Source organism: Candidatus Pantoea edessiphila (assembly GCF_002933345.1).
Taxonomy (GTDB): Bacteria; Pseudomonadota; Gammaproteobacteria; order Enterobacterales; family Enterobacteriaceae; genus Pantoea_C.
On the sequence record NZ_PDKR01000005.1, the window covers coordinates 1 to 24,216 of the forward strand.

Below are 24,216 nucleotides of genomic sequence, written 5' to 3' on the forward strand. Positions count from 1 at the left end.
CTATAACGCGATAGTACCACCTGAAACCATGTCGAACTCAGAAGTGAAATGTCGTAGTGCCAATGGTAGTGTGGAGTTTCTCCATGTGAGAGTAGGAAATCGCCAGGCAGGATTCCTTAATTAAATACTTATAATTTTTTTGTATTGCTTTCCAAAGGAAATATTAGTTAGTTTAGTTTTTCTCTATGTTATATCCTTCTAACAGGGGTGTAGTTCAATTGGTAGAGCACCGGTCTCCAAAACCGGTTGTTAGGGGTTCGAGTCCCTTCACCCCTGCTAAAATTCCTATTAAATAATAATATAAATTAAAATGAATAATTATTTGATTATATTTATATAAAATAATAAATAACAAAAAAACATAATATAATAAATTTTTATTATAGAAATTAATGTAGAATAATTTGATATTTTAATTATCATTAAAAGAAATTTTTATTAAATAATATAATCATAAGATAATAATATAGGAAAATATTATGGTGAAAAGTTTTTTAACCGAAAATCTTTTTTTCGATAATAAAAATTATCCTTATGGTTTTGCTCGTCATGGAGATTTTACAATAAAAGAAGCTCGAATTCTTGAATTATATGGCTTTGCTTTTAATGAATTAAATTTATCCAAGCGAGAACCGATAAATGAAGAAGAAAGATTATTTATTGAAGTATGTAAGGGATTAAGAGAACCAAGAACAGAAGCTGAACATGTATGGCTAAAATATATTGCTTTTATTAAGCGTCCTAAACGTTTTCATACTTTATCAGGAGGTTATATTCAATCAGATAATCATCTGGATGATTATAATGATAGTGATTTAGATGATTAAATTAATTATAAATTATTGGTACTACTAGTAATAATTTATAAAATCTTGCTTGATCTTTAATTAAGAGAAATGACGACAACTCTATTGTAACATTATTAGATTTACTCTTATGTTTAAATAACTAACTCCTGTATTTAAATAACTAATATAGTTTATTTGCTATTTTAAGTATTTATTAACAATAAAATACCTGTCTATTAATCACAATTAAACACAATAAATCTTTTGATATTATCTAGGATAAAACTGTACTCATCGGAGTAAATAATATGCCTAAGTATCGTTCTAATACTACTATAAACCATAATATGGCAGGTGCTCGTGCTTTATGGCGAGCAACAGGCATGAATGATGATGATTTTGGTAAACCAATTATTGCTGTAGTTAATTCATTTACTCAATTTGTTCCAGGTCATATTCATTTATATAATATTGGTCAATTAGTTGCTAAAAATATTGAATACTATGGTGGTGTAGCTAAGGAATTTAATACAATTGCTATAGATGATGGTATTGCTATGGGTCATAGTGGTATGTTGTATTCATTACCTTCTCGTGATTTAATAGCTGATTCTATAGAATACATGATAAATGCTCATTGTGTTGATGCCATGGTTTGTATATCTAATTGTGATAAAATTACTCCTGGTATGTTGATGGCAGCGTTACGTTTGAATATTCCAGTAATCTTTGTTTCAGGCGGTCCTATGGAAGCTGGAAAAGCTAATATTAATGATAGTGATCACGTTTATACTAAATTAGATTTAGTTGATGTGATGATTCATAGCGTTAGAAAAGATGTAACCTATGACAATAAATATAATATAGAGCGTTCAGCATGTCCTACATGCGGTTCATGTTCTGGACTGTTCACAGCTAATTCAATGAATTGTATTACTGAATCATTAGGTTTATCTCAACCTGGTAATGGATCATTATTATCAACACATATTTATCGTAAAAACTTATTCATAAATGCTGCTAAATTAATAGTTGATTTGACAAAACGGTATTATGAGCAAGATGACTATAGTGTTTTACCTAGAAATATAGCAAATAAATATGCTTTTAAAAATTCTATGGTATTAAACATTGCTATGGGAGGTTCTACAAACACTATTTTACATTTGTTAGCTGCAGCACAAGAAGGTAATATTGAGTTAAATATATCAGATATTGATATCCTTTCACGAAAAGTACCTCATATATGTATGATATCACCTAATACTAAAAAATATCATATGGAAGATTTACATCGTGCAGGTGGTGTTATTGGTATTTTAGGTGAATTAGATCGTGCTGGATTACTTAGTCATAAAGTACATAATGTATTGGGTCTTAACCTTAGAGAAACATTAGATAGATATGATATAATTTTAACAAAAGATAAAAAAATAAAAAAAATGTTTCGTGCGGGACCAGCAGGTATTCGTAATTTTAAAGCCTTTTCACAAAATTACTATTGGAATTCATTAGATGATGATCGAAAATTAGGATGTATTCGTTCTGTTGAATTTGCTTTTTCTAAAGATGGTGGTTTAGCCGTACTTTATGGAAATCTTGCCAAAGATGGATGTATTGTAAAAACAGCAGGGGTTAACAAAGATATTTTGATTTTTAGGGGCAAAGCAAAAGTTTATGAAAGTCAAGAAGAAGCAACTAAATCAATACTGAGTGGTGCGATTGTTGCAGGAGATGTAATAGTAATTCGTTATGAAGGTCCAAAAGGAGGACCTGGTATGCAAGAAATGCTTTACCCTACTACATATTTAAAATCTTTAGGTCTTGCAAAAAGTTGTGCATTGATTACTGATGGTCGTTTTTCTGGCGGTACTTCTGGTCTCTCTATTGGTCACATCTCTCCTGAAGCAGCTAATGGCGGAATGATTGCATTAGTAAAAGATGGAGATTTAATTGATATTAATATTCCTAATCGTAAAATTAGATTATTAGTATCAGATGATGAATTGTTATGCAGACGCGAAGAACAAAAATTACGTGGAATTAAAGCATATAAACCTCATCAACGTAGACGGGTAATTTCACATGCATTACGTGCCTATGCATTATTAGCTACTAGTGCTGATAAAGGTGCAGTACGTGATAAAAATAAATTGATAAGTTGATTATATTGATGTCTCCTTTATTGCAATCATTTTCTAATACACCTTCTGGTTCTGAATATTTACGTGAGATATTGCGTTCACCAGTATATGAAATAGCAAAGGTTACTCCTTTACAAAAAATGAACAAAACATCTTTGAAGTTTAATAATATAATTTTAGTAAAACGTGAAGATCATCAACCAGTACATAGTTTTAAATTGAGAGGCGCTTACTCAATGATTTCATCTTTAAATCAAGAACAAAAATCATGTGGCGTTATTACAGCGTCAGCTGGTAACCATGCACAAGGTGTCGCATATTCTTCTAGTAAATTAGGAATTAAATCATTAATTGTAATGCCTAAATCAACCGTGGATATTAAGATTGATGAAGTTTATTCATTTGGAGGAGAGGTTTTCCTATATGGTAATAATTTTGATGAATCAAAATATAAAGCTATTGAACTCGCAAAACAACATAGTTACACTTTTATCCCTCCATTTGATCATCCATCAGTGATAGCTGGACAAGCTACTTTAGCCATGGAATTGTTACAGCAAGATGCTCTTATTGATAGAGTATTTGTACCTGTTGGAGGTGGTGGTTTAATAGCAGGAGTAATAGTTTTACTTAAACAATTAATGCCTCAAATTAAGGTGATAGCAGTAGAATCTGAAGAATCAGCATGTTTAAAAGCAGCTTTAGATATTGGTCAACCAGTAAATCTAACAGATGTAGGATTATTTGCCGATGGAGTAGCAGTAAAGTGCATTGGTAAAGAAACTTTTCGTATATGTAAGCAATATTTATTAGATGATATAGTTACTGTAGATAATGATGCTATATGTTCCTCTATGAAAGATTTATTTGAAGATATAAGAGCTATAGCTGAACCTTCAGGAGCTCTTGCATTAGCTGGAATGAAAAAATATATTCAACAAAATAAAATAAAAAATGAAAGATTAGTGCATATATTATCAGGTGCTAATGTTAATTTTCATGGTTTACGTTATGTATCAGAACGTTGTGAATTAGGTGAACAAAAAGAGGCTTTATTAGCTGCAGTAATTCCAGAAAGACATGGTAGTTTTTTAAAATTTTGCCAGAATTTAGGTGTATATCCTATAACTGAATTTAGCTATCGTTATCTGAACACCAATCAAGCACATATTTTCGTTGGTGTTCGTTTAACACACGGCATCCAAGAAAGAAATAAAATAATAAATCAAATGATTAGTAAAGGATATGAAATAATAGATTTCTCTGATAATGAAATAGCTAAATTACATATACGTTATATGATAGGTGGAAGACCATTAAAACGTTTAGAGGAACGTCTATTTAGTTTTGAGTTTCCAGAATCACCTGGTGCATTATTAAAATTCCTTCAAACTTTAGGTGCTAATTGGAATATCTCATTGTTTCATTATCGTAGTCATGGTACTGATTATGGACGTGTATTAGCAGCTTTTGAAACTAGTAATATCAATTTTTGTTTTGAGAAACATCTTATAGATTTAGGTTATAATTTTCATGAAGAAACAAACAATCCAGCTTTTCACTTTTTTTTAACAAATTATAATTAAATTATATTAATATTGATAATAATGGAATCTTATGTATCTGAGATATTAAAATTTAAAGTATCAATATACACTAATTAATCAGGCATTTACATATTCGTAATTTTATTATTTATTAATAAGTTTTGCTTATTATGCAAGCAATAATTAATACAAAATCATACATGTACATTATAAATATTGTATGGTATGTTCGGATATAATCTTTCTTATTTCATTAAAATTATCATCCTTTAACAAGGATTTTTATACTTTATATTAAATGTTATTTAAATAATCTTTAAAAATTATTATAAATAATATTTTGTCATAAAATAATTAATCATGTTCATCTTAAAATAATTATTAAATTAAATAGTTATTTAATAAAAAATATTATTTTGTTCTGTATTAATTTTTTTAATAAAAATTTTAATTATTAAAAATAAATAAATTATGTTTTTTAAACTGTTTTAATTAATAGAAAATCAACATCAATAAACATAATTCTATAATTTAATTAGATATAAATAATTTTAATGAAATAATTTAATCAATAACTAATATTAAAATATATAAATTTACTGGAGTTATTATGGATAATTATTTTAATACACTTAACTTGCGAAATAAATTAATACAATTAAGCAAATGTCGTTTTATGAATAAAAATGAATTTACAGATGGAATTAATTTACTAAAAGGTAAAAAGATAGTTATTATAGGATGCGGTTCTCAGGGTTTAAATCAGGGTTTAAATATGCGTGATTCTGGATTAAATATTGCATATGCTTTACGTAAGGAATCTATATATAATAAAAATCAATCATGGCTTAACGTTACTAGTAATAACTTTAGAATAGGAAGTTATGAAGATCTAATTCCACAGGCAGATTTAGTCATTAATTTAACACCAGATAAACAACATTCAATGGTGGTTCGATCTATTCAGCCATTAATGAAATACGGCTCTGTATTAGGGTATTCACATGGTTTTAATATTGTTGAAGTAGGAGAAATTATACGCAAAGATATCACAGTAATCATGGTAGCTCCAAAATGTCCAGGTAGCGAGGTAAGAGAAGAATATTTGCGTGAATTTGGTGTGCCTACTTTAATTGCAGTACATCCAGAAAATGATTTTAGAAAAGAAGGAATAAATATTGCTAAATCTTGGGCTGTAGCTATAGGTAGTGATCGAGCTGGAGTTTTAGAGTCTTCTTTTGTAGCTGAAGTAAAATCAGATTTAATGGGTGAACAAACTATTTTATGTGGCATGTTGCAAACAGGTTCATTATTATATTTTGAAAAATTAATATCTGAAGGTTTGGATACTGCATATGCAATAAAACTTATCCAATGTGGATGGGAAGCTATTACTCAATCATTAAAACTTGGTGGCATTAGTTTAATGATGGATAGATTGTCTAATATAGCAAAAATTAAAGTTTATAAAATTTCTGAAGATTTAAAAAAAATTATGACTCCATTATTTCACAAACATATGGATGATATTATTTCGGGTAAATTTTCTTCTGAAATGATGTTAGACTGGGATAATAATGATAAAAATTTGCTTATTTGGCGTGAAAAAACTCGAAATACTGTCTTTGAACAATTTACCTCTAAATATAAAAAAGATATTACAGAACAAGAATATTATGATAATGGTATAATTATGATCGCAATGATTAAGTCCGGGGTTGAATTAGCATTTGAAACTATGATTAAACTTGGTATTGCAGAAGAATCTGCATACTATGAATCATTACATGAATTGCCTCTTATTGCAAATACTATATCACGCAAACGTCTTTATGAAATGAATTTAGTAATATCTGATACTGCTGAATACGGCAATTATTTATTTACTTCTAGAGCTGTTCCTTTATTAAAGGAATTTATGAAAAACCTAAAATTAGGTGATTTAATAAATAAAAATGAAGGAAATAATATCATTAATAATGAGGAATTACGTGATATAAATGAATTAATTAGAAATCATCCGATCGAAATAATTGGACGCAAGTTAAGAAATTATATGACTAATATGAAAAGTATTAAACTTAATAAGTAATATTATTAATTAATAATTTTAATGATATTTCAATGTAATTGAAATATAAGCTGCTTGTTTATTTAATATAATATAGAATATAGAAAATTATTTCTTAATTTTAATAATGAATTATGTTCTTTAAATAGTTTTAAAAATATTATCAGTTTACGAGCAGCTAAGACAAATTGAAAAAAAATATTTATTAATTTATATAACTTAATAGAAAATTATTATTTTAAACAAGTTGATTTAATATTATTTTATTGATTTTTTAAATAATTATTAAAGACTATAAGTGTCTTGATAAGAATAAATATATTTTAATTTATTAGACATATTTGGTTTTTTTTTCAAGTAATCTATTAAATTAGAAAGAGTTATAATTGCTATTATTTTACATTTACAATTATCTTCAATTTCTTTAATGGCATAATTTTTATTTAATCTATTTTCTTGTCTATCAAGTGAAATTAATATACCACTTAAATTTGCTTTATGAACATCAATAATCTTCAACGATTCATAAATCGTTGTTCCTGTAGTTATTACGTCATCCATTATCACTATACGTCCATATAATTTACTCCCTACTAGTAAACCACCTTCTCCATGATCTTTAATTTCTTTTCTATTAAAGCAATAAGGAATTTTAATATTATAATTTTCAGCCAAAATTATAGCAGTAGCAGTTACAATTGGAATCCCTTTATAAGCTAAACCAAATAATACATCAAATTCAATTTTACTATCTATTAATGCTTGTGCATAAAAATATCCTAATGTAGCCAAATCTTTTCCATTTGATAATAAACCTATATTAAAAAAATATGGACTTTTTCTCCCTGATTTTAAAGTAAAATTACCAAATTTTATTATTTTTTTGTTGAGAGCAAATTCAATGAATTGATGTTGCCAATCTTTCATTTTATATTCCAATAAATTTATATCTTAAAGATTTAAGAAGAAAATTAAATATAGTTATTAAATCACTTTAAATTTTTAAATAAAACAAAATTATTTTAAAGCTTATTATTTATAATAAATAATATAATATATAAAAATAAAAACTTTATATAATAATTAATTATCGTATTAAACATCGTTACCAATTTATTATATCTCATATAAGTTCTGTTTTTAATTTTATTGTTATATAATTAATTAAAAAATTATAAATACGAGTATCTTTTATGATTAAAAGTATGACTGCTTACGCTAATTATAAAACAAAAAGTCATTGGGGTATCGTTAATTGGGAATTTCGTTCAGTTAATCAACGTTACTTAGAAATATATATCCATTTACCAGATAAATGGCGTAGACTGGAATTTGAAATTAGAAAAAGAATTAGACAGCATCTTATAAGAGGAAGAATTGAAGGTATTTTACATCTTGAAATTAATGCTAACTATATAATTACTGAATTAAAGATAAATAAAGAATTAGTTAAAAAAGTAATATATGCTGCTAATTTAGTAAAAATGCAAAGTAATGAAGGTATTATTAATCCATTAGAAGTTTTACGTTGGCCAGGCGTTATATCTGATTCAGAACAAGATAATAATATTGTAATGGACAATGAGATATTAAATACAATGGATAATGCAATAAATAATTTAATTAAAACCCGTGAAAATGAAGGTGCTGTATTAAAGTCATTAATTGAAAAAAAATTAGAAAGTATAAAAAAAGAAATAAACAAGATTCGTTTTCACATGCCTGAAGTATTAAAGTTACAACATAAACGTGTGTTAGAAAAATTAAAAAATATTGAAGTTCAATTAGAAAATTATAGATTTGAGCAAGAATTATTAATGATTGCTCAACGAATTGATATAACAGAAGAACTAGATCGAATAGATGCTCATATTAATGAAACATTTAATATTCTAGAGATGCAAGGAGCAGTAGGTCGAAGACTTGATTTTATGATGCAGGAACTGAGCCGAGAATCTAATACTCTGCTTTCTAAATCCATCAATTCAGATATTACTACATATGCAATTGAATTAAAGGTCTTAATAGAACAAATAAGAGAACAAATCCAAAATATTGAGTGATTAATTTTACAATAATTGATTTAATTTTTAAAAATTGATTATGTAACACAAAGTTTCTTGGTTTTAATATTTAAGCTTGACTACTATTTAGTTAATAATAATTATATTTAATTAAATTATTACGACGGCCAATAACTATTTAAAGAAATCCATGCTTGACGTGCAACTTCATATGGTGATAAACATTTAAGTTTATCATTAAACACTTCAATTCCAATTGGACCTTTATAACCAATACTTTTTAGTTTATCTATAAAACATTCAATCTTAATTATTCCTTTTCCAGGAAGTTGACGTTCATGTCTTGCTATATTCATTAAACTTTTTTTATCCCTAGGTAATTTTTTAGCAATATCACATAATTGTACTTCATAAATACGATCTCTTGGAATTTCATCCAATTGAAAAGCATCTCCTCCTAGCGCATAAATATGAAATAAATCAACTACCAAGCCAATATTAGGCTGATTAAGTCTCTTTATACGTTCCCATGCTAGTGGTAATGTATTATCTACACTAGACCAAGCTATAGGTTCATACATAATTTTTATTTTATATTTAATTGCTTCAGATGCTATCCAACATAAATCATCATCTACTCTATCTACAAGACAATCTTCTCTAGTACTTGCAAGAACTTGAATAGCATTACAGCCAATTGTTTGTGCAAGATTTATAAATTGACGTAATTCTTCTCGTTTTTTTTTATGATCTTCATTAGGAATGCCAGTGCAATCTCTTAGTACTTGTAAATTAGTAAAACCTATTCCTTTTTCTATAGAAAATTTTGTAATAGAGGAAATTATATTGAAGTTGTCTTTTATATCTTCTCTCCAAATTTCAACCTGATCAAAACCAGCTTTATGTGCTGCTTTTAATTTTTGTTCTATTTCTCCACCTAATAATACTAAATTTATAAATTTAAGGTTTCGAGTCATTAATATATTTCCTAATAATCCTTGATATAAATCAACGACAATTATAAGTTATTTATTAAACGTAACTTAATATGAACATATATTTTATGTTAAATATTATCTTATTTATTGAATGAATAATATATTTATTATTGCTAATAAAATATGTATTAAAATACATAATAAAATTTTTAATTTGTAAAAATAATTAATAACTTATATGTTAACAGCATGATATACTTAAAATACTATGATTACAAATAACCAAATAAATAATAATTAGAAAATTAATGATATTGATTTTCTTTTTAATATAAACATATTTATATTAAATCTTTATTAATACTCTGGATTAAAATACTTTATTTTTATTGATTACCAGAATGGCCAAATCCACCTTTTCCGCGTGAGCTAAAATTAAAACATTTAACTAAATTAAATTCTGTTTTAATAATTGGGATAAAAGCTATTTGTGCTACTCGATCTCCAGGATTAATAAAAAAACTTTGATTTCCGCGATTCCATATAGATATCATTATTTGACCCTGATAATCTGAATCTATCAAACCTACTAAATTACCTAATACAATACCATTTTTATGACCTAAACCAGAACGAGGTAAGATTAATGCTGCTATATTAGGATCTGCAATATGAATTGCTAATCCAGTAGGTACTAATTTAGTAGTATTAGACCTTATTTCTAAAACGTTATCAAGACAAGCACGTAAATCTAATCCAGCAGATCCTGAAGTTGTATAATTAGGCAATGGAAAATTCTTACCTAAACGATCATCAAGTATTTTTATATTTATTTTGGTTTTCATATAAATTTATAATCTCATTTAGTAAATGACAGATGATAAGATTTCAATATTATTTATTTAATATTTTTTCTATTATTATAAAATGTAATAATATGTATTATTAATACTATTATATCAAATTAAAAATAGTTAACTACAGGGTTAACAAATGTTATTTAATAAATTTTTAAAATATTCTATATCTAATAAATCATAATACCTATATTAATAAACTATAATTTTATCAAGTTTATAGTAATTTTTATAAATTTTTTAAATAATCATAAATACATATTATTATACTGATCAATACGATAACTACAAAATAGCCACAAATAGAGAATATCTTAATGAAATATGCAATAGTGTATATTTTTATTTATTTCTCAAATAGATATAATTTAATATAAAATTAATAAAAACATAATTCAAATATATTAGTTATGTAATACCGAACAATTTAGAACTATAGTTAGTTTTTAAAGAAGATAAAATAAAATATTTTATTGAATCTATTATCATTGTTCTTAATATTTTATAGTTTAAATATACCTGCACTACTTGAAATAATTTTATTATAGCTAATTTCATTTTAATTTTAAAATAAATTAATATCTTGATTTCAAGATGTATAAAGATCTTAATTTTTTATTATTTAATTGTTTTATATTATTCATTAGTAAATTAAAACTAAACAATTAATAATATTAGTTTGATATTATTTTTAGATTAGTATACTATTTTATAAAAACTTAGATTTTCTATTAAATATTTATGTTAAAATAAAAACTATTTTGTAAAATATATAATATCAGCAATAATATTGGATAATTAGATATGTCAAAAATATGCCAAGTAACTGGAAAACATCCTCTATATGGTAACAATCGATCTCATGCTATGAATGCAACGAAGCGTAGATTTATTCCAAATTTACATTATCATCGTTTTTGGATAGAAAGTAAAAAATGTTTCATAACTTTGAGAGTATCTGCGAAAGGTATGCGTATCATAGATAAAAAAGGGATTGAGGTAATTTTAAATTATATTAAAATTAATAAGGAATTTTAATTATGGCAAAGAATGTTCGTGAAAAAATTAAATTAATTTCTTCTTCTGGTACAGGACATTTCTATACTACTACTAGAAATAAGCGCAATAAATCTGATAAATTGCAGATGAAGAAATTTGATCCTATTATAAGGAAACATGTTATTTATAAAGAAGCAAAAATTAAATAATTTGTAGATAATAATGCCAGAATTACCAGAGGTAGAGTCTTATCGTATTAGTATTGAACCTTATTTACTTAATCAAGTAATTACTCATATAATAGTACGTAATGTGAATTTACGATATCCAGTTTCTGATAAAATAATAAAAATAGAAAATCAAGTCATATTAAGTATTAAACGCAGGGCTAAGTATTTAATATTAGAATTGAATCAAGGATTTATTATAATCCATTTTGGTATGTCAGGCAAGCTGACTTTGCTTAATAGATATATTTTTCCAAAAAAGCATGATCATATTGATGTGTTTATAAAAAATGGTAATATACTAAGATATACAGATGAACGTCGTTTTGGATTGTTTCTCTGGAGTGATGATTTGTTAAAAAATCGTTTATTTCAACATTTAGGTGTGGAACCTTTAAGTGATGAATTTAACACTAATTATTTAATAAAAAAATTAAGCTCCAGAAAAACCATAATTAAACAAGTAGTAATGAATAATAAAATTGTTGTAGGTATAGGAAATATTTATGCTAATGAGTCATTATTTGCAGCAGGTATTATTCCAATGAGACCTTCGATTAGTTTAAATATTCAAGAAATAGAATTACTTGTAAATAGTATAAAAATGATATTATTACAATCAATTGAAAAAGGAGGTACTACTTTTCGTAACTTTTTACAAAGTAATGGAAAACCTGGTTGTTTTACTGAAAAATTAAAAGTATATGGACGAGCCAATAAACCTTGTTTAATTTGTAAAAGATATATAATAAAAGAAATGCATATAAAGAGAAGTAGTTACTGGTGTCCAAACTGTCAATGCTAATGTTTTAAATTTTTATTTTTGCTGTTAAAGCTTTATTTACTGAATTTGGAATTAAACTTGATACATCACCTCCGTAATACGCTACCTCTTTTACTAATGAAGAAGAAATAAAAGAAAATTCCTTGGAAGTCATAAAAAAAATGCTTTCTAATGTAGGAGATATATATCTATTCATATGTGTTAATTGTATCTCATATTCAAAATCAGTTAATATACGTAATCCTCTTATTAAGACATTCACATTATGTACTTTTGCAAATTTAGCTATTAGATCATTAAATGCTATTACCTTAATATTAGATAGATGTTTTGTAACTATTTTTGTTAAATAAACTCTCTCATCTAATGTAAATAAGAGTTCTTTATTAGATTTAGCTGCTATAGCTATAATTACACAATCAAAAATCTTCGTAGCACGCGTAATAATATCTAAGTGTCCTAATGTAATTGGATCAAATGTACCTGGGTATATAGCATTCCTTTTTTCCATAATAAGTCCTTATTAATATTATTGGTTGTAATTTTTATCATTTGATGGAGGGAATCTGAATTTTAAAATATTTAATAAAATCAATAATATTGATGTATTATTATATGATGCAAATATAGCATTTATAGCATTAGTTATTATTACTTATAATTTGATATATTAATTAATCACTAATTAATTTTTAATGTTTTCATTAGCTATATAACTACATTTTTTATATATTATAAACAAATAGATATATAAATCAATATATTGATTAAATCAATACAACCTATCTAATAGATATTATATATTAAATATTATGTTGTAATAAAATATTATTTAAAAAAAAAAAGATATAAGTATTTTATTAAATAATAATAATCGTTAATTTATTATTATTTAATAATAATCATTAATCCACTACATAATAAATTTATATGATTTAATACCAGTGATGTATTGGTTATATATAACATATAAATATTATAATAATTCAATAAAAATAAATTATTATAAAATGCGCCCTACAGGATTTGAACCTGTAACCTACGGCTTAGAAGGCTGTTGCTCTATCCAATTAAGCTAAGGGCGCAAAGCTTAATTCTATATTAAAAAATATAATTTAACAAGATGTAGCTTCTTATACCAAAGGCTTAAATTAAATATTTCATATTTTATTAAAATATGAAATATTTAATTATGTTAATATACAATATATTACTATTACTATAACTTTTAGGAAACATAGTGGAATAATTTATGGTAGCTAAAATTATTGATGGCAAAATAGTTGCACAAAAGTTAAAAGACGAAATCGCAGATAAAGTTAAAAAACGTCTAAAAATAGGAAAAAGATTGCCAAGTTTAGCGATTATCCTTATAGGAGACAATCCTGCATCAAGAATTTATGTCATTAATAAGAGTCTAGTATGCAAAGAAGTTGGTTTACTTTTCTTTTTATATGATCTTCCTGTAACTACTACTGAATTTGAACTATTAAATTTAATTGACAAACTTAATAATGATAATAAAATTGATGGTATTTTAGTTCAACTGCCTTTGCCAAAAAATATTAATTATTTTAAGGTATTAGAAAAAATCAAGCCTGATAAAGATGTTGATGGTTTCCATCCTTATAATATAGGAAGCTTATGTCAAAGAATACCTAAATTAAGTCCGTGTACTCCACATGGTATTATTGCCTTACTTAAACATTATAATATTAATACTTATGGTCTTAATGCTGTAATTATAGGAGCTTCTAATATAGTAGGTCGACCAATGAGTATGGAATTACTTTTAGTAGGTTGTACTACTACCATAGCACATCGTTTTACTAAAAATCTTTATCAACATGTAAAAAATGCAGATCTTCTAGTTGTAGCCGTTGGTAAACCTCAGTTTATTCCTGGCGATTGGATTCAACCAGGTGCAATTGTTATTGATGTTGGTATAAATCGTTTAAAAAGCGGTAAAATAGTTGGTGATGTAGATTTTGAAACAGCCTATAAAAGAGCATCTTTTATAACCCCTGTACCTGGTGGAGTTGGCCCCATGACTGTCGTTATGTTGATTCAAAATACTTTAAAAGCATGCGAAATTTTTCATGATTAAAGATATAATGAGTTAAATTAAAATATAACAAATATATTTTACTTATATCTCCAAGTAGATTTGTATGAATGATCTTCAATAATAACTCCTAGTTCTTTAAGCTTATTACGAATGATATCTGCTCTTGTCCAATTTTTCGAATCTCTTGCTTGATTACGAATTTCTATCAAAGAATCAATTTCAGCTTTTTTATTAGAATGAATTTTATTATTTTTCTGTAAAAAATCATCTGGATCTTTTTGTAAAATTCCTAAAATATCAGCTATTTTTCTTAATTTTAAAGCTATTGAATTTGCTAATCCTATATTTTTATTTTTAAGCTTATTTATTTCATGTGCCATATCAAATATTATTGAATAAACTTTCGGTATGTTAAAATCGTCATTCATAGCACTATAAAAACGATTTTCAAAAATTTTATTAGTATCATTATCTTCTTTAATAGTATTATTGCTAATATCAGTATCACGTAAAGCATTATATAGACTATTTAATGCTAATCTAGATTGATATAAATTTTTTAAAGAATAATTTAATTGACTTCGATAATGAGAAGACATTAAAAAATAACGTATAGTTTCTGAATCATAATTTTTCAATAAATTACGTAATGTTAAAAAATTTCCTACTGATTTTGACATTTTTTTATTATTTACCATTACCATACCAGAATGTATCCAATAATTAACAATAGTTTTTTTATTAGCACATATAGATTGTGCAAGTTCATTTTCGTGATGTGGAAATATTAAATCTGATCCTCCACCATGGATATCTAAATGCAAACCAATGTTCTTGTAATTCATAGCAGAACATTCTATATGCCATCCAGGACGGCCATTACCCCATGGAGAAATCCAATAGGGTTCATGTGTTTTAGATATTTTCCATAATACAAAGTCGATTGCGTTTCTTTTTACTTCTAATGTTTCATTACGATTACTAATATATAACTTTTTTAAATTTTGGTGAGATAACATTCCGTAATTACGGTATTTTTTTACATCGAACATAACATCACCGTTATTAGCAATATAAGCATATCCATTCTTTATAATTTTTTTTATAATTTCAATTATTTCCGATATACATTGTGTAGCTCTTGGTTCGCTATTTGGTGATAAAATATTTATAGAAGAGAAATCTTTGTGCATACTTTTAATAATAAGGTTGGTAAGTTCTTTAATATTCTGATTTTTTTCTTTAGCACGCCGTATAATTTTGTCGTCTATGTCAGTTATATTACGTACATAATTTAATTTATAACCTATATGCCGTAAATATCTTGCAATTACATCAAAAATAACAAACGTTCTTCCATGACCAATATGACATAGATCATATACGGTAACTCCGCAAACATACATATTGACTCTATCTGAACAAATTGGTTTGAATATTTCCTTTTTATTGCTTAGAGTATTATAAATTTTAAGCATTTGTACTTTCCATTATTAAATATTAAGTTATTTTATTAAAATTAATTTCATCCCTAATCTCTACAATAAGATATTATTTTAAATAGATTAAAATGATCAATTATATGAAGTAAAATTATTTACGAGATAATAAATTAAATTATATCTTTTATTTTTTAACACTAATGCTAATTTTAAAATCACGTAAAATTATTAAGATATTTATAAATTAAAAATCTTAGATAATACTTAATCTTAAAATAGATTGATAATATAGTATTAATATCATATCAATAACATCATATAGTTTTATATAATTAACAAAATTATATTTAACGAAAAATACTTTCTCAAAAAATACATATTTTATTATTAATATAATATTATTTAATAATTAAAACAATATTTGTAATCGTTTAGATTTTACCAGTGATTTGACTATTATTAAACCTTCTATATAAAAATATAGAAGGTTTAATTGTTCTTAATAAGATTACTATAGTAAATTACTTTGAAATTACAGTACATTTCTTCCAGAAATAGCTGGATACTAGCAGTTTAAAGATGTTGTAATAATGCATAAAAAACATAATTTGACATCTTATTAAAGATTGTTAATTATAAATTAATATTTTTCTAAACAAATAACATTTGATTATAGGCAAAATTAATGAAATTGCCTAATTGTAGTAATTATGTCAAGGTAATGATATGATTAATAATCATTATTAGTTTTATTTAATAATGATAGATCATTGATATGATAAAGTAATTTATAAAAAAATAATATTTTAAATTCTAATAATTATCAAATAATGTTATCTAAAATATATGATAATTATAAGTATTTAATTAACTAAAATTTTAAATAATATAAACTTAATTAAATTGATAAATCATAGCGTAATTAATATGGCAAAGCATCAATTATTAAAATAAAAAATTCAAAGAATAAAAATTCTATCATTTTATGATAAGTTTAGCTTAATTTTTTAGATTTTTTTATACATTGCTGTACAGCTTCTATTATTGCAGAACGGAATTTTTTTTCTTCTAATATCTTAATTGCTTCTATGGTTGTACCTCCTGGTGAACAAACCATGTTTTTTAGTTCTCCTGGATGTTTTTTGATTTCTAACAACATTTGGGCTGAACCCTTTAATGCTTGGGCAGCTAATTTATATGCTTCCGGATAAGTCATTCCACTTAATACTGCTGAATCAGCCATAGCCTCTATAAACATAAAAACGTATGCTGGTGCTGAACTACTTATACCTATTACAGAATGAATTAAATTTTCATTTATTATAACAGTTTTACCTATACTCTCAAATATAGATACAATTAAATTAATTTCAGTTTTATTTAGCGATTTATTTGGTGTTATTGAAGTCATTCCTTCACAGACAAGTGAAGCAATATTGGGCATTACTCTAACAATTTTATTATCACTGCCTATTACTGATTCTATTTTATTAATAGTTATACCAGCTGCAACTGACACTATTATTTTTTCTTTATTTACATTTTCTGCAATATTTTGTAATACCTTTAATATTATATTAGGTTTTGTTGTTAAAAATAAAATATCTATCTCTTGTATTAAATATTTATCACTTTCGGAATAATTTATATTATATTTAGTACTTAATTCTTTATTAATATTTAGTTTATGATCATATATCCATATATTAGAAGATAAGATGTGTTTACTTTTTAGCAAACCTTCAATAATTGCTTTTGCAATAGTACCTATTCCGATAAAACCAATTTTTTTTTTCAATTTTATTCTTCCCTTTAAATCGTTTTTGATAAATTATTTTTAATTTTTAAATCAAAAATAATTTATCAATAGTTGATTTTTTTATATTTTTAGATTAGATAGTATTATTAATAGTACTAGAAAATTTATTAATAATTATATACTATATTATGAATTGAATAAAATAACCGTTCAGTTATTAAAAAATTAGATTTTATTTAGATTGTAATTAATAGATTAGTTATTATTCTATTCCATTTTTATAATTAAACTTAATTACATAAATTAAAAGATATAGCTTAGTTATAGTTTACCTAAATTTAAATAGTTTACCTAAATTTAAAGTTAAACATAATATTACGTCTAATATATCAGTCATCCATAATAAATTTATTTAATAAATTCTTTAATTATTTCTAGATCTTTATTTGAATTAAAATTTAATTACAGTCTGAGGAGAATTGATGTTTCAATTGTCTATTAAATTTAATTAATTACAATATATTAAAATTTTATTTAATTGAAATTAACCATTAATAATAAACTAAATTTAATTACAAAACTATATGATAAAACCTTTAACTTTAAAAAATATTATAGCATTTAGTTTTATGACTTTTGCTTTGTTTGTTGGTGCAGGAAATATAGTTTTTCCTCCTATGATTGGTATTCAATCAGGTGAAAATATATTTATATCTGGCTTTGGGTATTTAATTACTGCAGTTGGATTACCAATTTGCACTATAATTGCGTTAGCAAGATCTGAGGGAGGCATGGAAGCACTTTGTGAACCTGTAGGAAAAAAAGCTGGTTTATTATTAATAATTGCATGTTATGTAATTATTGGTCCTTTATTTGCTTTACCTCGTACTGCAATGATTTCATTTCAATCAGGTATTGAACCTTTGTTTCATTGCAATAATACGCTACTAGCATTTTTAATTTACTCTGCAATTTATTTTATAATAGTTGCTTTACTTTCTTTGTATCCTAGTAAGTTATTAAAAATAATAGGTTTTTTCCTTGCTCCAATAAAAATTGGATCACTAATTATTCTTATTTTTTCAATATTCTTAATATCATCAAAGAATCATACATTAATATCACCTACTACACCTTATAATAATGCACCATTTAGTAATGGATTTCTTAATGGTTATCTTACTATGGATGCACTAGGTGCATTAGTATTTGGTAGTGTTGTTATTAGTTCAATGAAATTTCGTGGTATACAAGAACACAAGCTTTTAATGCGTTATACTATAATTGCTGGTATAATTGCTAGTATTGGTCTAACAATAGTTTATATAAGTCTGTTTAAATTAGGGTATATCTATGCATCGTTAATAGATCAGCATTCGAATGGAATATCTATTTTGAATAGATATATTCACCATGATTTTGGAATTTTTGGTGATTTATTTTTTTCTGTTTTGATTATTATTTCCTGTATAGTAACATCGGTAGGATTAACTTGTGCTTGGGCAGATTTTTTTTCTAAAACTTATAAATTAAATTATAAATTATTAGTCTGTATTCTTAGTTGTTTTTCAATGTTATTATCTTCTATTGGATTAAATATTTTAGTACAATTTTCTATTCCAGTATTAACTATAATTTATCCAATTTGGATTTTATTGATTATGCTAAGTTTCACCAAAAATTGGTGGTATAAAAGCGAAAGAGTTTTTAAACCAACTATATTAGTTAGTTTTATTTTTAGTATTTTAGATTCTTTAAAAACTATTTTTTATAATAGTGAATTTTTAGTAATTCATTTTCCATTTATGGTCAATATTTCTTGGATTTTACCTGTAATTATAGTCTTAATTATCTGTGCTGTAGTAGATCTTGTTAAAGGGTACAGTTAAATAACTAAAAAAGATATTTTATTACTGTTTTTATCTTTTATTATTGTTAATAATACTTCAAATAAACATATTGTTTATATTGAATTAACTATAATCTTACTTATTAAATAAATTGTTAAAACTTGAATAATTAATTATGTGATTTTAACAAAATATTAACTAAATTATATAACTATTATACTATTATTATATAATAAAGTTATTTTTTTGAGTAAAATCTTAATGCTTGTAACTAATTTTAGTTTTGAATTACCTAAATATCTAATTGCTTGTTTTCCTAGTGAGAATAGAAGTAATTGTAGACTTTTATCTCTTAACGGATTAAATGGTTCTGTAACTCATGGTGTTTTTAGTAATATATTAGATAAAATTAATAAAGGGGATTTATTGGTTCTAAATAATACTCGTGTCATTCCAGCTCGGATATTTGGTCTTAAAAAATCAACTGGAGGAAAGATTGAAATATTAATAGAAAGTATATTAGATAAAAATTGTATTTTAGCACATGTTCGCACGTCACAAGAGCTAAAATTAGGTACTGAACTTCAATTAGGAGATGATAAAAACGTAATAGCAATTCCTATAAAACGCTGTAATAAACTATTTAAAATTATTTTTAAAGATAATCGTAACATAATGAATATTATAAATGATATTGGACATATTCCGTTACCACCATATATCAAGAGACCTGATGGTTATATTGATAGAAAACGTTATCAAACTGTTTATGGTACTCGTCTTGGTGCTATTGCTGCACCAACTGCTGGATTGCATTTCGATAAAAATTTGTTAGATAAATTAAAAAAAAAAGGTGTTGATATAGCTTTTGTTACATTACATGTTGGTTCAGGTACTTTTCAAACAGTTCATGTTAAAAATATCAAAGACCACAAAATGCATTCTGAATATGTTGAAGTATCACAAGAAGTAGTAAATGCAGTGATAGATTGTAAAAATAGGGGGGGGAAGATTGTAGCAGTTGGCACTACCTGTGTACGTTCTCTTGAAAGTGCTGCTAACAAAAAAAAAATAATTTCTCCCTATTATGATTACACAAAAATTTTTATTTACCCCGGTTATAAATATAAAATTATAGATGCATTGATAACTAATTTTCATACACCTAAATCAACTTTAATTATGTTAGTTTCTTCTTTTGCTGGTTATAATCATACTATGAATGCATATCAAATTGCTATTGCTAAAAAATATAGTTTTCTTAGTTATGGTGATGCCATGTTTATTACTAAAAATCCTAAAGCACCTCAAGAAAAATTTAATATGTTTTAAATAGATATTAAATAATCAGGAGATTAAAGATTTTGAAATTTAAGCTAAATAGTACAGATGGTTATGCTCGTAGAGGTCATTTTATTTCTGATCGCGGTATAATAGAAACTCCAGCATTTATGCCAGTAGGTACCTATGGTTCTATAAGATGTGTTACATCTGAAGAGGTGTTAAAATCTGGTACACAAATAATTTTATCTAATACCTTTCATCTTTATATACGTCCTGGAATAGAAATTATAAAAATGCATGGTAATATACATAGATTTATGAATTGGAAAGGTCCAATCTTAACAGATTCTGGTGGTTTTCAAGTTTTTAGCTTAAGTAATATTCGCAAGATTACTGAAGAAGGAGTTTATTTTCGTAATCCAAATAGTGGTAGCAAAATTTTTTTAACTCCAGAAAAATCAATTGAGATTCAAAATGATATTAATTCAGATATTGTGATGGTATTCGACGAATGTACACAATATCCAGTGGATTGGCATTATGCTAAATGTTCTATGGAAATGTCTTCAAGATGGGCTGAACGTAGTCGTAATAGATTTGATAGTTTAGGTAATAAAAATTTAATTTTTGGTATTATTCAAGGATCTATATATGAAGATTTGCGTAATATTTCATTAAATAATTTATTAAAAATTGGTTTCGATGGTTATGCTATAGGAGGTTTAGCAGTAGGTGAATCAAAAGAAGAAATGTACAATACAGTCAAATATATTTGTCAACGTATCCCATCTAATAAACCTTGCTATTTAATGGGGGTTGGCAAACCTGAAGATATTATTGAATGTGTTATCCGAGGTGTAGATATGTTTGACTGTGTTATACCTACTCGTAATGCACGTAATGGCTATTTATTTACAAATAATGGTGTAATTAAAATTCGTAATGCTAAGCATAAAAATGATGTTATGCCTTTAGATACAGAGTGTAATTGTTATACTTGTTGTAATTACACTAGATCCTATTTACATCATTTAGATAAATGTAATGAAATGTTAGGTGCTCGATTAAATACTATTCATAATCTATATTATTATCAACGTCTTATGATAGATTTACAAAAATCTATTGAAGATAACAAAGTAGAACAATTTATTAATGAATTTTATAAAAAATTAGGCAAACAAAGGCTTTCTTTAAAAAAATAATTATTTATTAGTGGGGTACTTTCAATGAACTATTTCATTTCTGACGCGTTTGCTGCATCAGATTCACCTTTTCAGAGAAATTATTATTCTTTGATAATTATGTTAGTAACATTTAGCATAATTATTTATTTTATGATATTAAGACCACAACAGAAACGTATAAATGAACACAAACAATTGATGGAATCTATTTCTAAAGGAGATGAAGTACTTACTAATGGTGGTTTAGTAGGTTTGGTAACAAAAATAACAAAATTAGGTTATGTTACTCTTGCATTAAATGAAACTACTGAAGTCATTATAAAACGTGATTTTATATCAACTATTTTACCAAAAGGTACTATAAAAAATCTATAATTTATTAGGGGTAATAATTTTGCTAAACTGCTATTCATCATGGAAGTATGTTTTTTTATCTTTTATATTTGTTATAAGTTTATTATATGCGCTTCCAAATTTATATGGTGAAGATCCTGTTATACAAATTACTGGTAAAAATGGTAATTTTGCCAGTCAAGATATTTCTGATAATATAAAAAAAGCGCTAAAGCAAAATTTTATTAAATATAAAGATATTTCAATAGATAATAAAACTATTATAGTGAGATTTAATAATACAGACACGCAGCTTTTAGCTCATAAAATTATTACAAAAACAATTGGCAAAAAATATAGTACTTTACTTAATTTAGTTCCAGCAATACCTAGTTGGCTTAGTTTAATATCGGCTAGACCAATTAAGCTGGGTTTTGATCTTCGTGGTGGGGTGCAATTTTTAATTGAAGTAGACATAGATAGCATAATAAAAAAAATTCAGGATAAAAATATTAACAGCTTAAGCTATGATTTACGTAAGAAGGCTATACCTTATACAAAAATATATCTTAGTAAGAAAGATAGCTTAAATATTAATTTTAAAAATTTTAAAGATCTTAATAATGCTTTTATTTATTTAAAATCCACATATAAAGATCTATCATTAAGAAATAATGATAATAACAGTATAAGTGCAGTGATAAATAAAGTTTATCTTAATAAATTACGTGAAAATATTATTCAACAAAATATTGAAATTTTACGTAATCGCATAAACCAACTTGGAATATCTGAGTCTTCAATTCAGCGTCAAGGATCTGAACATATTAGAATTAATTTGCCAGGAATTAAAAATATAGCTCAGGCTAAAGAACTGATAGGAGCAACATCAACACTGGAATTTCGTTTAGTAAATACCAGTGTTGACTCAAATTTAATATCTAAAAATATTGTACCATTAGATTCTGAAATTAAATATATGACTGATGGTCAATCAGTTCTATTATACAAAAATGTTATTTTAACTGGAGATCATATTACATATTCAACTTCAAGTATTGATGAATATAATAATCCTGAAGTAGATATTACACTAGATAGTATAGGTGGTAATATCATGTCTGCTTTTACAAGAGATAATATTGGCAAATCAATTGCAACTTTATTTGTAGAATATAAAAATAGTCATAAAAAAAATTCTAAGGGTCATGAAATTTTAATAAAAAATGAAGAAATAATTAATATTGCAAATATTAGATCTCAAGTAAATAATAGATTTCGTATCACTGGAATTAAAAATTTTAATAAAGCACATAAACTTTCTATGTTACTTCGATCAGGAACTTTAATAGCTCCAATTCATATTGTAGAAGAAAGAACTATAGGTCCTACCATGGGCAGAAAAAATATCAAAAAGGGTTTAGAAGCATGTTTATGCGGATTGATCTCGTGTTTTTCTTTTATGGTATTTTTTTATAAGAAATTTGGTTTAATTTCAATTGCTGCATTAATAATAAATTTAATAATTATTATAGCTATTACTTCACTTCTTCCAGGTGTAACTCTTACCATGCCAGGTATTGCCGGTATTATTTTAACTTTAGCAGTAGCTATAGATGCTAATATTTTAATAAATGAACGGATCAAAGAAGAAATTTGTAATGGATATTCTATTCAAAAAGCAATCCATAAGGGTTACAAAAATGCTTTATCAAGCATAATAGATTCAAATATAATTACATTAATAAAGGTTGTTATTCTCTATACGTTTGGTACTGGTTCTATCAGGGGTTTTGCTATAATGACTGCTATAGGTGTTATAACATCCATGTTTACTGCAATTACGGTAACGAAAACTATTGTTAATTTAGTTTACAGTAATAAATCTATAAAAACATTATCTATATAATGACA

20 protein-coding genes, 2 tRNA genes and 1 rRNA gene are annotated in these 24,216 nt (G+C 25.3%); 16 read left to right on the forward strand and 7 right to left on the reverse strand.

Annotation, left to right across the window (positions count from 1 at the left end; translation table 11 throughout):
* The 6 genes from rrf to ilvC form a co-directional block, all read left to right on the forward strand.
* Positions 1-108 (forward strand): 5S ribosomal RNA (gene rrf / locus CRV09_RS03100); the annotation flags it as partial.
* A gap of 95 nt (positions 109-203) precedes the next feature.
* Positions 204-276 (forward strand) — tRNA-Trp (locus CRV09_RS03105).
* A gap of 203 nt (positions 277-479) precedes the next feature.
* The gene (locus tag CRV09_RS03110) at positions 480-827 is read left to right on the forward strand and encodes a MaoP family protein (protein WP_136132677.1); all 348 of its coding nucleotides are present in this window, start codon (positions 480-482) and stop codon (positions 825-827) included.
* A gap of 269 nt (positions 828-1,096) precedes the next feature.
* On the forward strand, positions 1,097-2,953 hold the full coding sequence (ilvD, locus tag CRV09_RS03115) for a dihydroxy-acid dehydratase (RefSeq protein WP_136132678.1): 1,857 nt from the start codon (positions 1,097-1,099) through the stop codon (positions 2,951-2,953).
* Positions 2,954-2,961: 8 nt separating this feature from the next.
* Positions 2,962-4,518 carry a threonine ammonia-lyase, biosynthetic gene (ilvA, locus tag CRV09_RS03120; RefSeq protein ID WP_136132679.1) on the forward strand — a complete coding sequence of 519 codons (1,557 nt, stop codon included), beginning with the start codon at positions 2,962-2,964 and terminating at the stop codon, positions 4,516-4,518.
* A gap of 571 nt (positions 4,519-5,089) precedes the next feature.
* On the forward strand, positions 5,090-6,571 hold the full coding sequence (ilvC, locus tag CRV09_RS03125) for a ketol-acid reductoisomerase (protein ID WP_136132680.1): 1,482 nt from the start codon (positions 5,090-5,092) through the stop codon (positions 6,569-6,571).
* A 264-nt stretch (positions 6,572-6,835) separates the two neighbouring features.
* Here the strand turns inward: ilvC and pyrE are convergent, their stop codons facing one another.
* Positions 6,836-7,477, reverse strand: a complete 642-nt coding sequence (gene pyrE, locus CRV09_RS03130; protein ID WP_136132681.1) for an orotate phosphoribosyltransferase — start codon at positions 7,475-7,477, stop codon at positions 6,836-6,838.
* Positions 7,478-7,743: 266 nt separating this feature from the next.
* Here pyrE and CRV09_RS03135 point away from each other — a divergent pair, with 266 nt between their 5' ends.
* Positions 7,744-8,613 (forward strand): YicC/YloC family endoribonuclease, encoded by an 870-nt coding sequence (locus tag CRV09_RS03135; protein ID WP_136132682.1) that lies wholly within the window; start codon positions 7,744-7,746, stop codon positions 8,611-8,613.
* Between the two features lie 119 nt (positions 8,614-8,732).
* On the opposite strand, the gene CRV09_RS03140 is transcribed toward CRV09_RS03135, so the two are convergent.
* Positions 8,733-9,551, reverse strand: a complete 819-nt coding sequence (locus CRV09_RS03140) for a sugar phosphate isomerase/epimerase family protein (protein WP_136132683.1) — start codon at positions 9,549-9,551, stop codon at positions 8,733-8,735.
* A 347-nt stretch (positions 9,552-9,898) separates the two neighbouring features.
* On the reverse strand, positions 9,899-10,357 hold the full coding sequence (gene dut / locus CRV09_RS03145; protein ID WP_136132684.1) for a dUTP diphosphatase: 459 nt from the start codon (positions 10,355-10,357) through the stop codon (positions 9,899-9,901).
* Positions 10,358-11,173: 816 nt separating this feature from the next.
* Here dut and rpmB point away from each other — a divergent pair.
* Genes rpmB through mutM form a run of 3 tightly spaced genes read left to right on the forward strand, consistent with a single transcriptional unit; the run spans position 11,174 to position 12,400 of the window.
* Complete coding sequence (rpmB, locus tag CRV09_RS03150) at positions 11,174-11,407, forward strand: 50S ribosomal protein L28 (RefSeq protein WP_136132685.1); 234 nt, start codon at positions 11,174-11,176, stop codon at positions 11,405-11,407.
* A 2-nt stretch (positions 11,408-11,409) separates the two neighbouring features.
* Positions 11,410-11,577 carry a 50S ribosomal protein L33 gene (gene rpmG, locus CRV09_RS03155; RefSeq protein ID WP_136132686.1) on the forward strand — a complete coding sequence of 56 codons (168 nt, stop codon included), beginning with the start codon at positions 11,410-11,412 and terminating at the stop codon, positions 11,575-11,577.
* A gap of 13 nt (positions 11,578-11,590) precedes the next feature.
* On the forward strand, positions 11,591-12,400 hold the full coding sequence (mutM, locus tag CRV09_RS03160; protein WP_136132687.1) for a bifunctional DNA-formamidopyrimidine glycosylase/DNA-(apurinic or apyrimidinic site) lyase: 810 nt from the start codon (positions 11,591-11,593) through the stop codon (positions 12,398-12,400).
* 4 nt (positions 12,401-12,404) lie between these two features.
* Here the strand turns inward: mutM and coaD are convergent, their stop codons facing one another.
* Together coaD and CRV09_RS03170 are read right to left on the reverse strand one after the other, a co-directional pair.
* Positions 12,405-12,890, reverse strand: a complete 486-nt coding sequence (gene coaD, locus CRV09_RS03165) for a pantetheine-phosphate adenylyltransferase (RefSeq protein ID WP_136132688.1) — start codon at positions 12,888-12,890, stop codon at positions 12,405-12,407.
* 500 nt (positions 12,891-13,390) lie between these two features.
* Positions 13,391-13,464: transfer RNA gene (locus tag CRV09_RS03170), tRNA-Arg, on the reverse strand.
* 167 nt (positions 13,465-13,631) lie between these two features.
* Here CRV09_RS03170 and folD point away from each other — a divergent pair.
* The gene (folD, locus tag CRV09_RS03175; RefSeq protein ID WP_136132689.1) at positions 13,632-14,486 is read left to right on the forward strand and encodes a bifunctional methylenetetrahydrofolate dehydrogenase/methenyltetrahydrofolate cyclohydrolase FolD; all 855 of its coding nucleotides are present in this window, start codon (positions 13,632-13,634) and stop codon (positions 14,484-14,486) included.
* Positions 14,487-14,524: 38 nt separating this feature from the next.
* Here folD and cysS read toward each other — a convergent pair whose 3' ends face one another.
* Together cysS and proC are read right to left on the reverse strand one after the other, a co-directional pair.
* On the reverse strand, positions 14,525-15,925 hold the full coding sequence (gene cysS / locus CRV09_RS03180) for a cysteine--tRNA ligase (protein ID WP_136132690.1): 1,401 nt from the start codon (positions 15,923-15,925) through the stop codon (positions 14,525-14,527).
* A 958-nt stretch (positions 15,926-16,883) separates the two neighbouring features.
* Positions 16,884-17,687: a pyrroline-5-carboxylate reductase gene (gene proC, locus CRV09_RS03185; RefSeq protein WP_136132691.1), complete on the reverse strand. Its 804-nt coding sequence runs from the start codon at positions 17,685-17,687 to the stop codon at positions 16,884-16,886.
* 545 nt (positions 17,688-18,232) lie between these two features.
* Between proC and brnQ the strand changes: the two genes are divergently transcribed.
* From brnQ to secD, 5 genes are all read left to right on the forward strand, one after another.
* Positions 18,233-19,537, forward strand: a complete 1,305-nt coding sequence (gene brnQ / locus CRV09_RS03190) for a branched-chain amino acid transport system II carrier protein (RefSeq protein ID WP_136132692.1) — start codon at positions 18,233-18,235, stop codon at positions 19,535-19,537.
* A 222-nt stretch (positions 19,538-19,759) separates the two neighbouring features.
* Positions 19,760-20,830, forward strand: coding sequence for a tRNA preQ1(34) S-adenosylmethionine ribosyltransferase-isomerase QueA (gene queA / locus CRV09_RS03195; protein ID WP_136132732.1), 1,071 nt, complete (start codon positions 19,760-19,762; stop codon positions 20,828-20,830).
* A gap of 32 nt (positions 20,831-20,862) precedes the next feature.
* Positions 20,863-21,987, forward strand: coding sequence for a tRNA guanosine(34) transglycosylase Tgt (gene tgt / locus CRV09_RS03200; RefSeq protein WP_136132693.1), 1,125 nt, complete (start codon positions 20,863-20,865; stop codon positions 21,985-21,987).
* 24 nt (positions 21,988-22,011) lie between these two features.
* Entirely contained in the window at positions 22,012-22,344 is a 333-nt protein-coding gene (gene yajC, locus CRV09_RS03205) for a preprotein translocase subunit YajC (RefSeq protein WP_136132694.1), read from the forward strand.
* Between the two features lie 19 nt (positions 22,345-22,363).
* The gene (gene secD, locus CRV09_RS03210) at positions 22,364-24,211 is read left to right on the forward strand and encodes a protein translocase subunit SecD (RefSeq protein WP_136132695.1); all 1,848 of its coding nucleotides are present in this window, start codon (positions 22,364-22,366) and stop codon (positions 24,209-24,211) included.
* Positions 24,212-24,216: the final 5 nt, after the last annotated feature.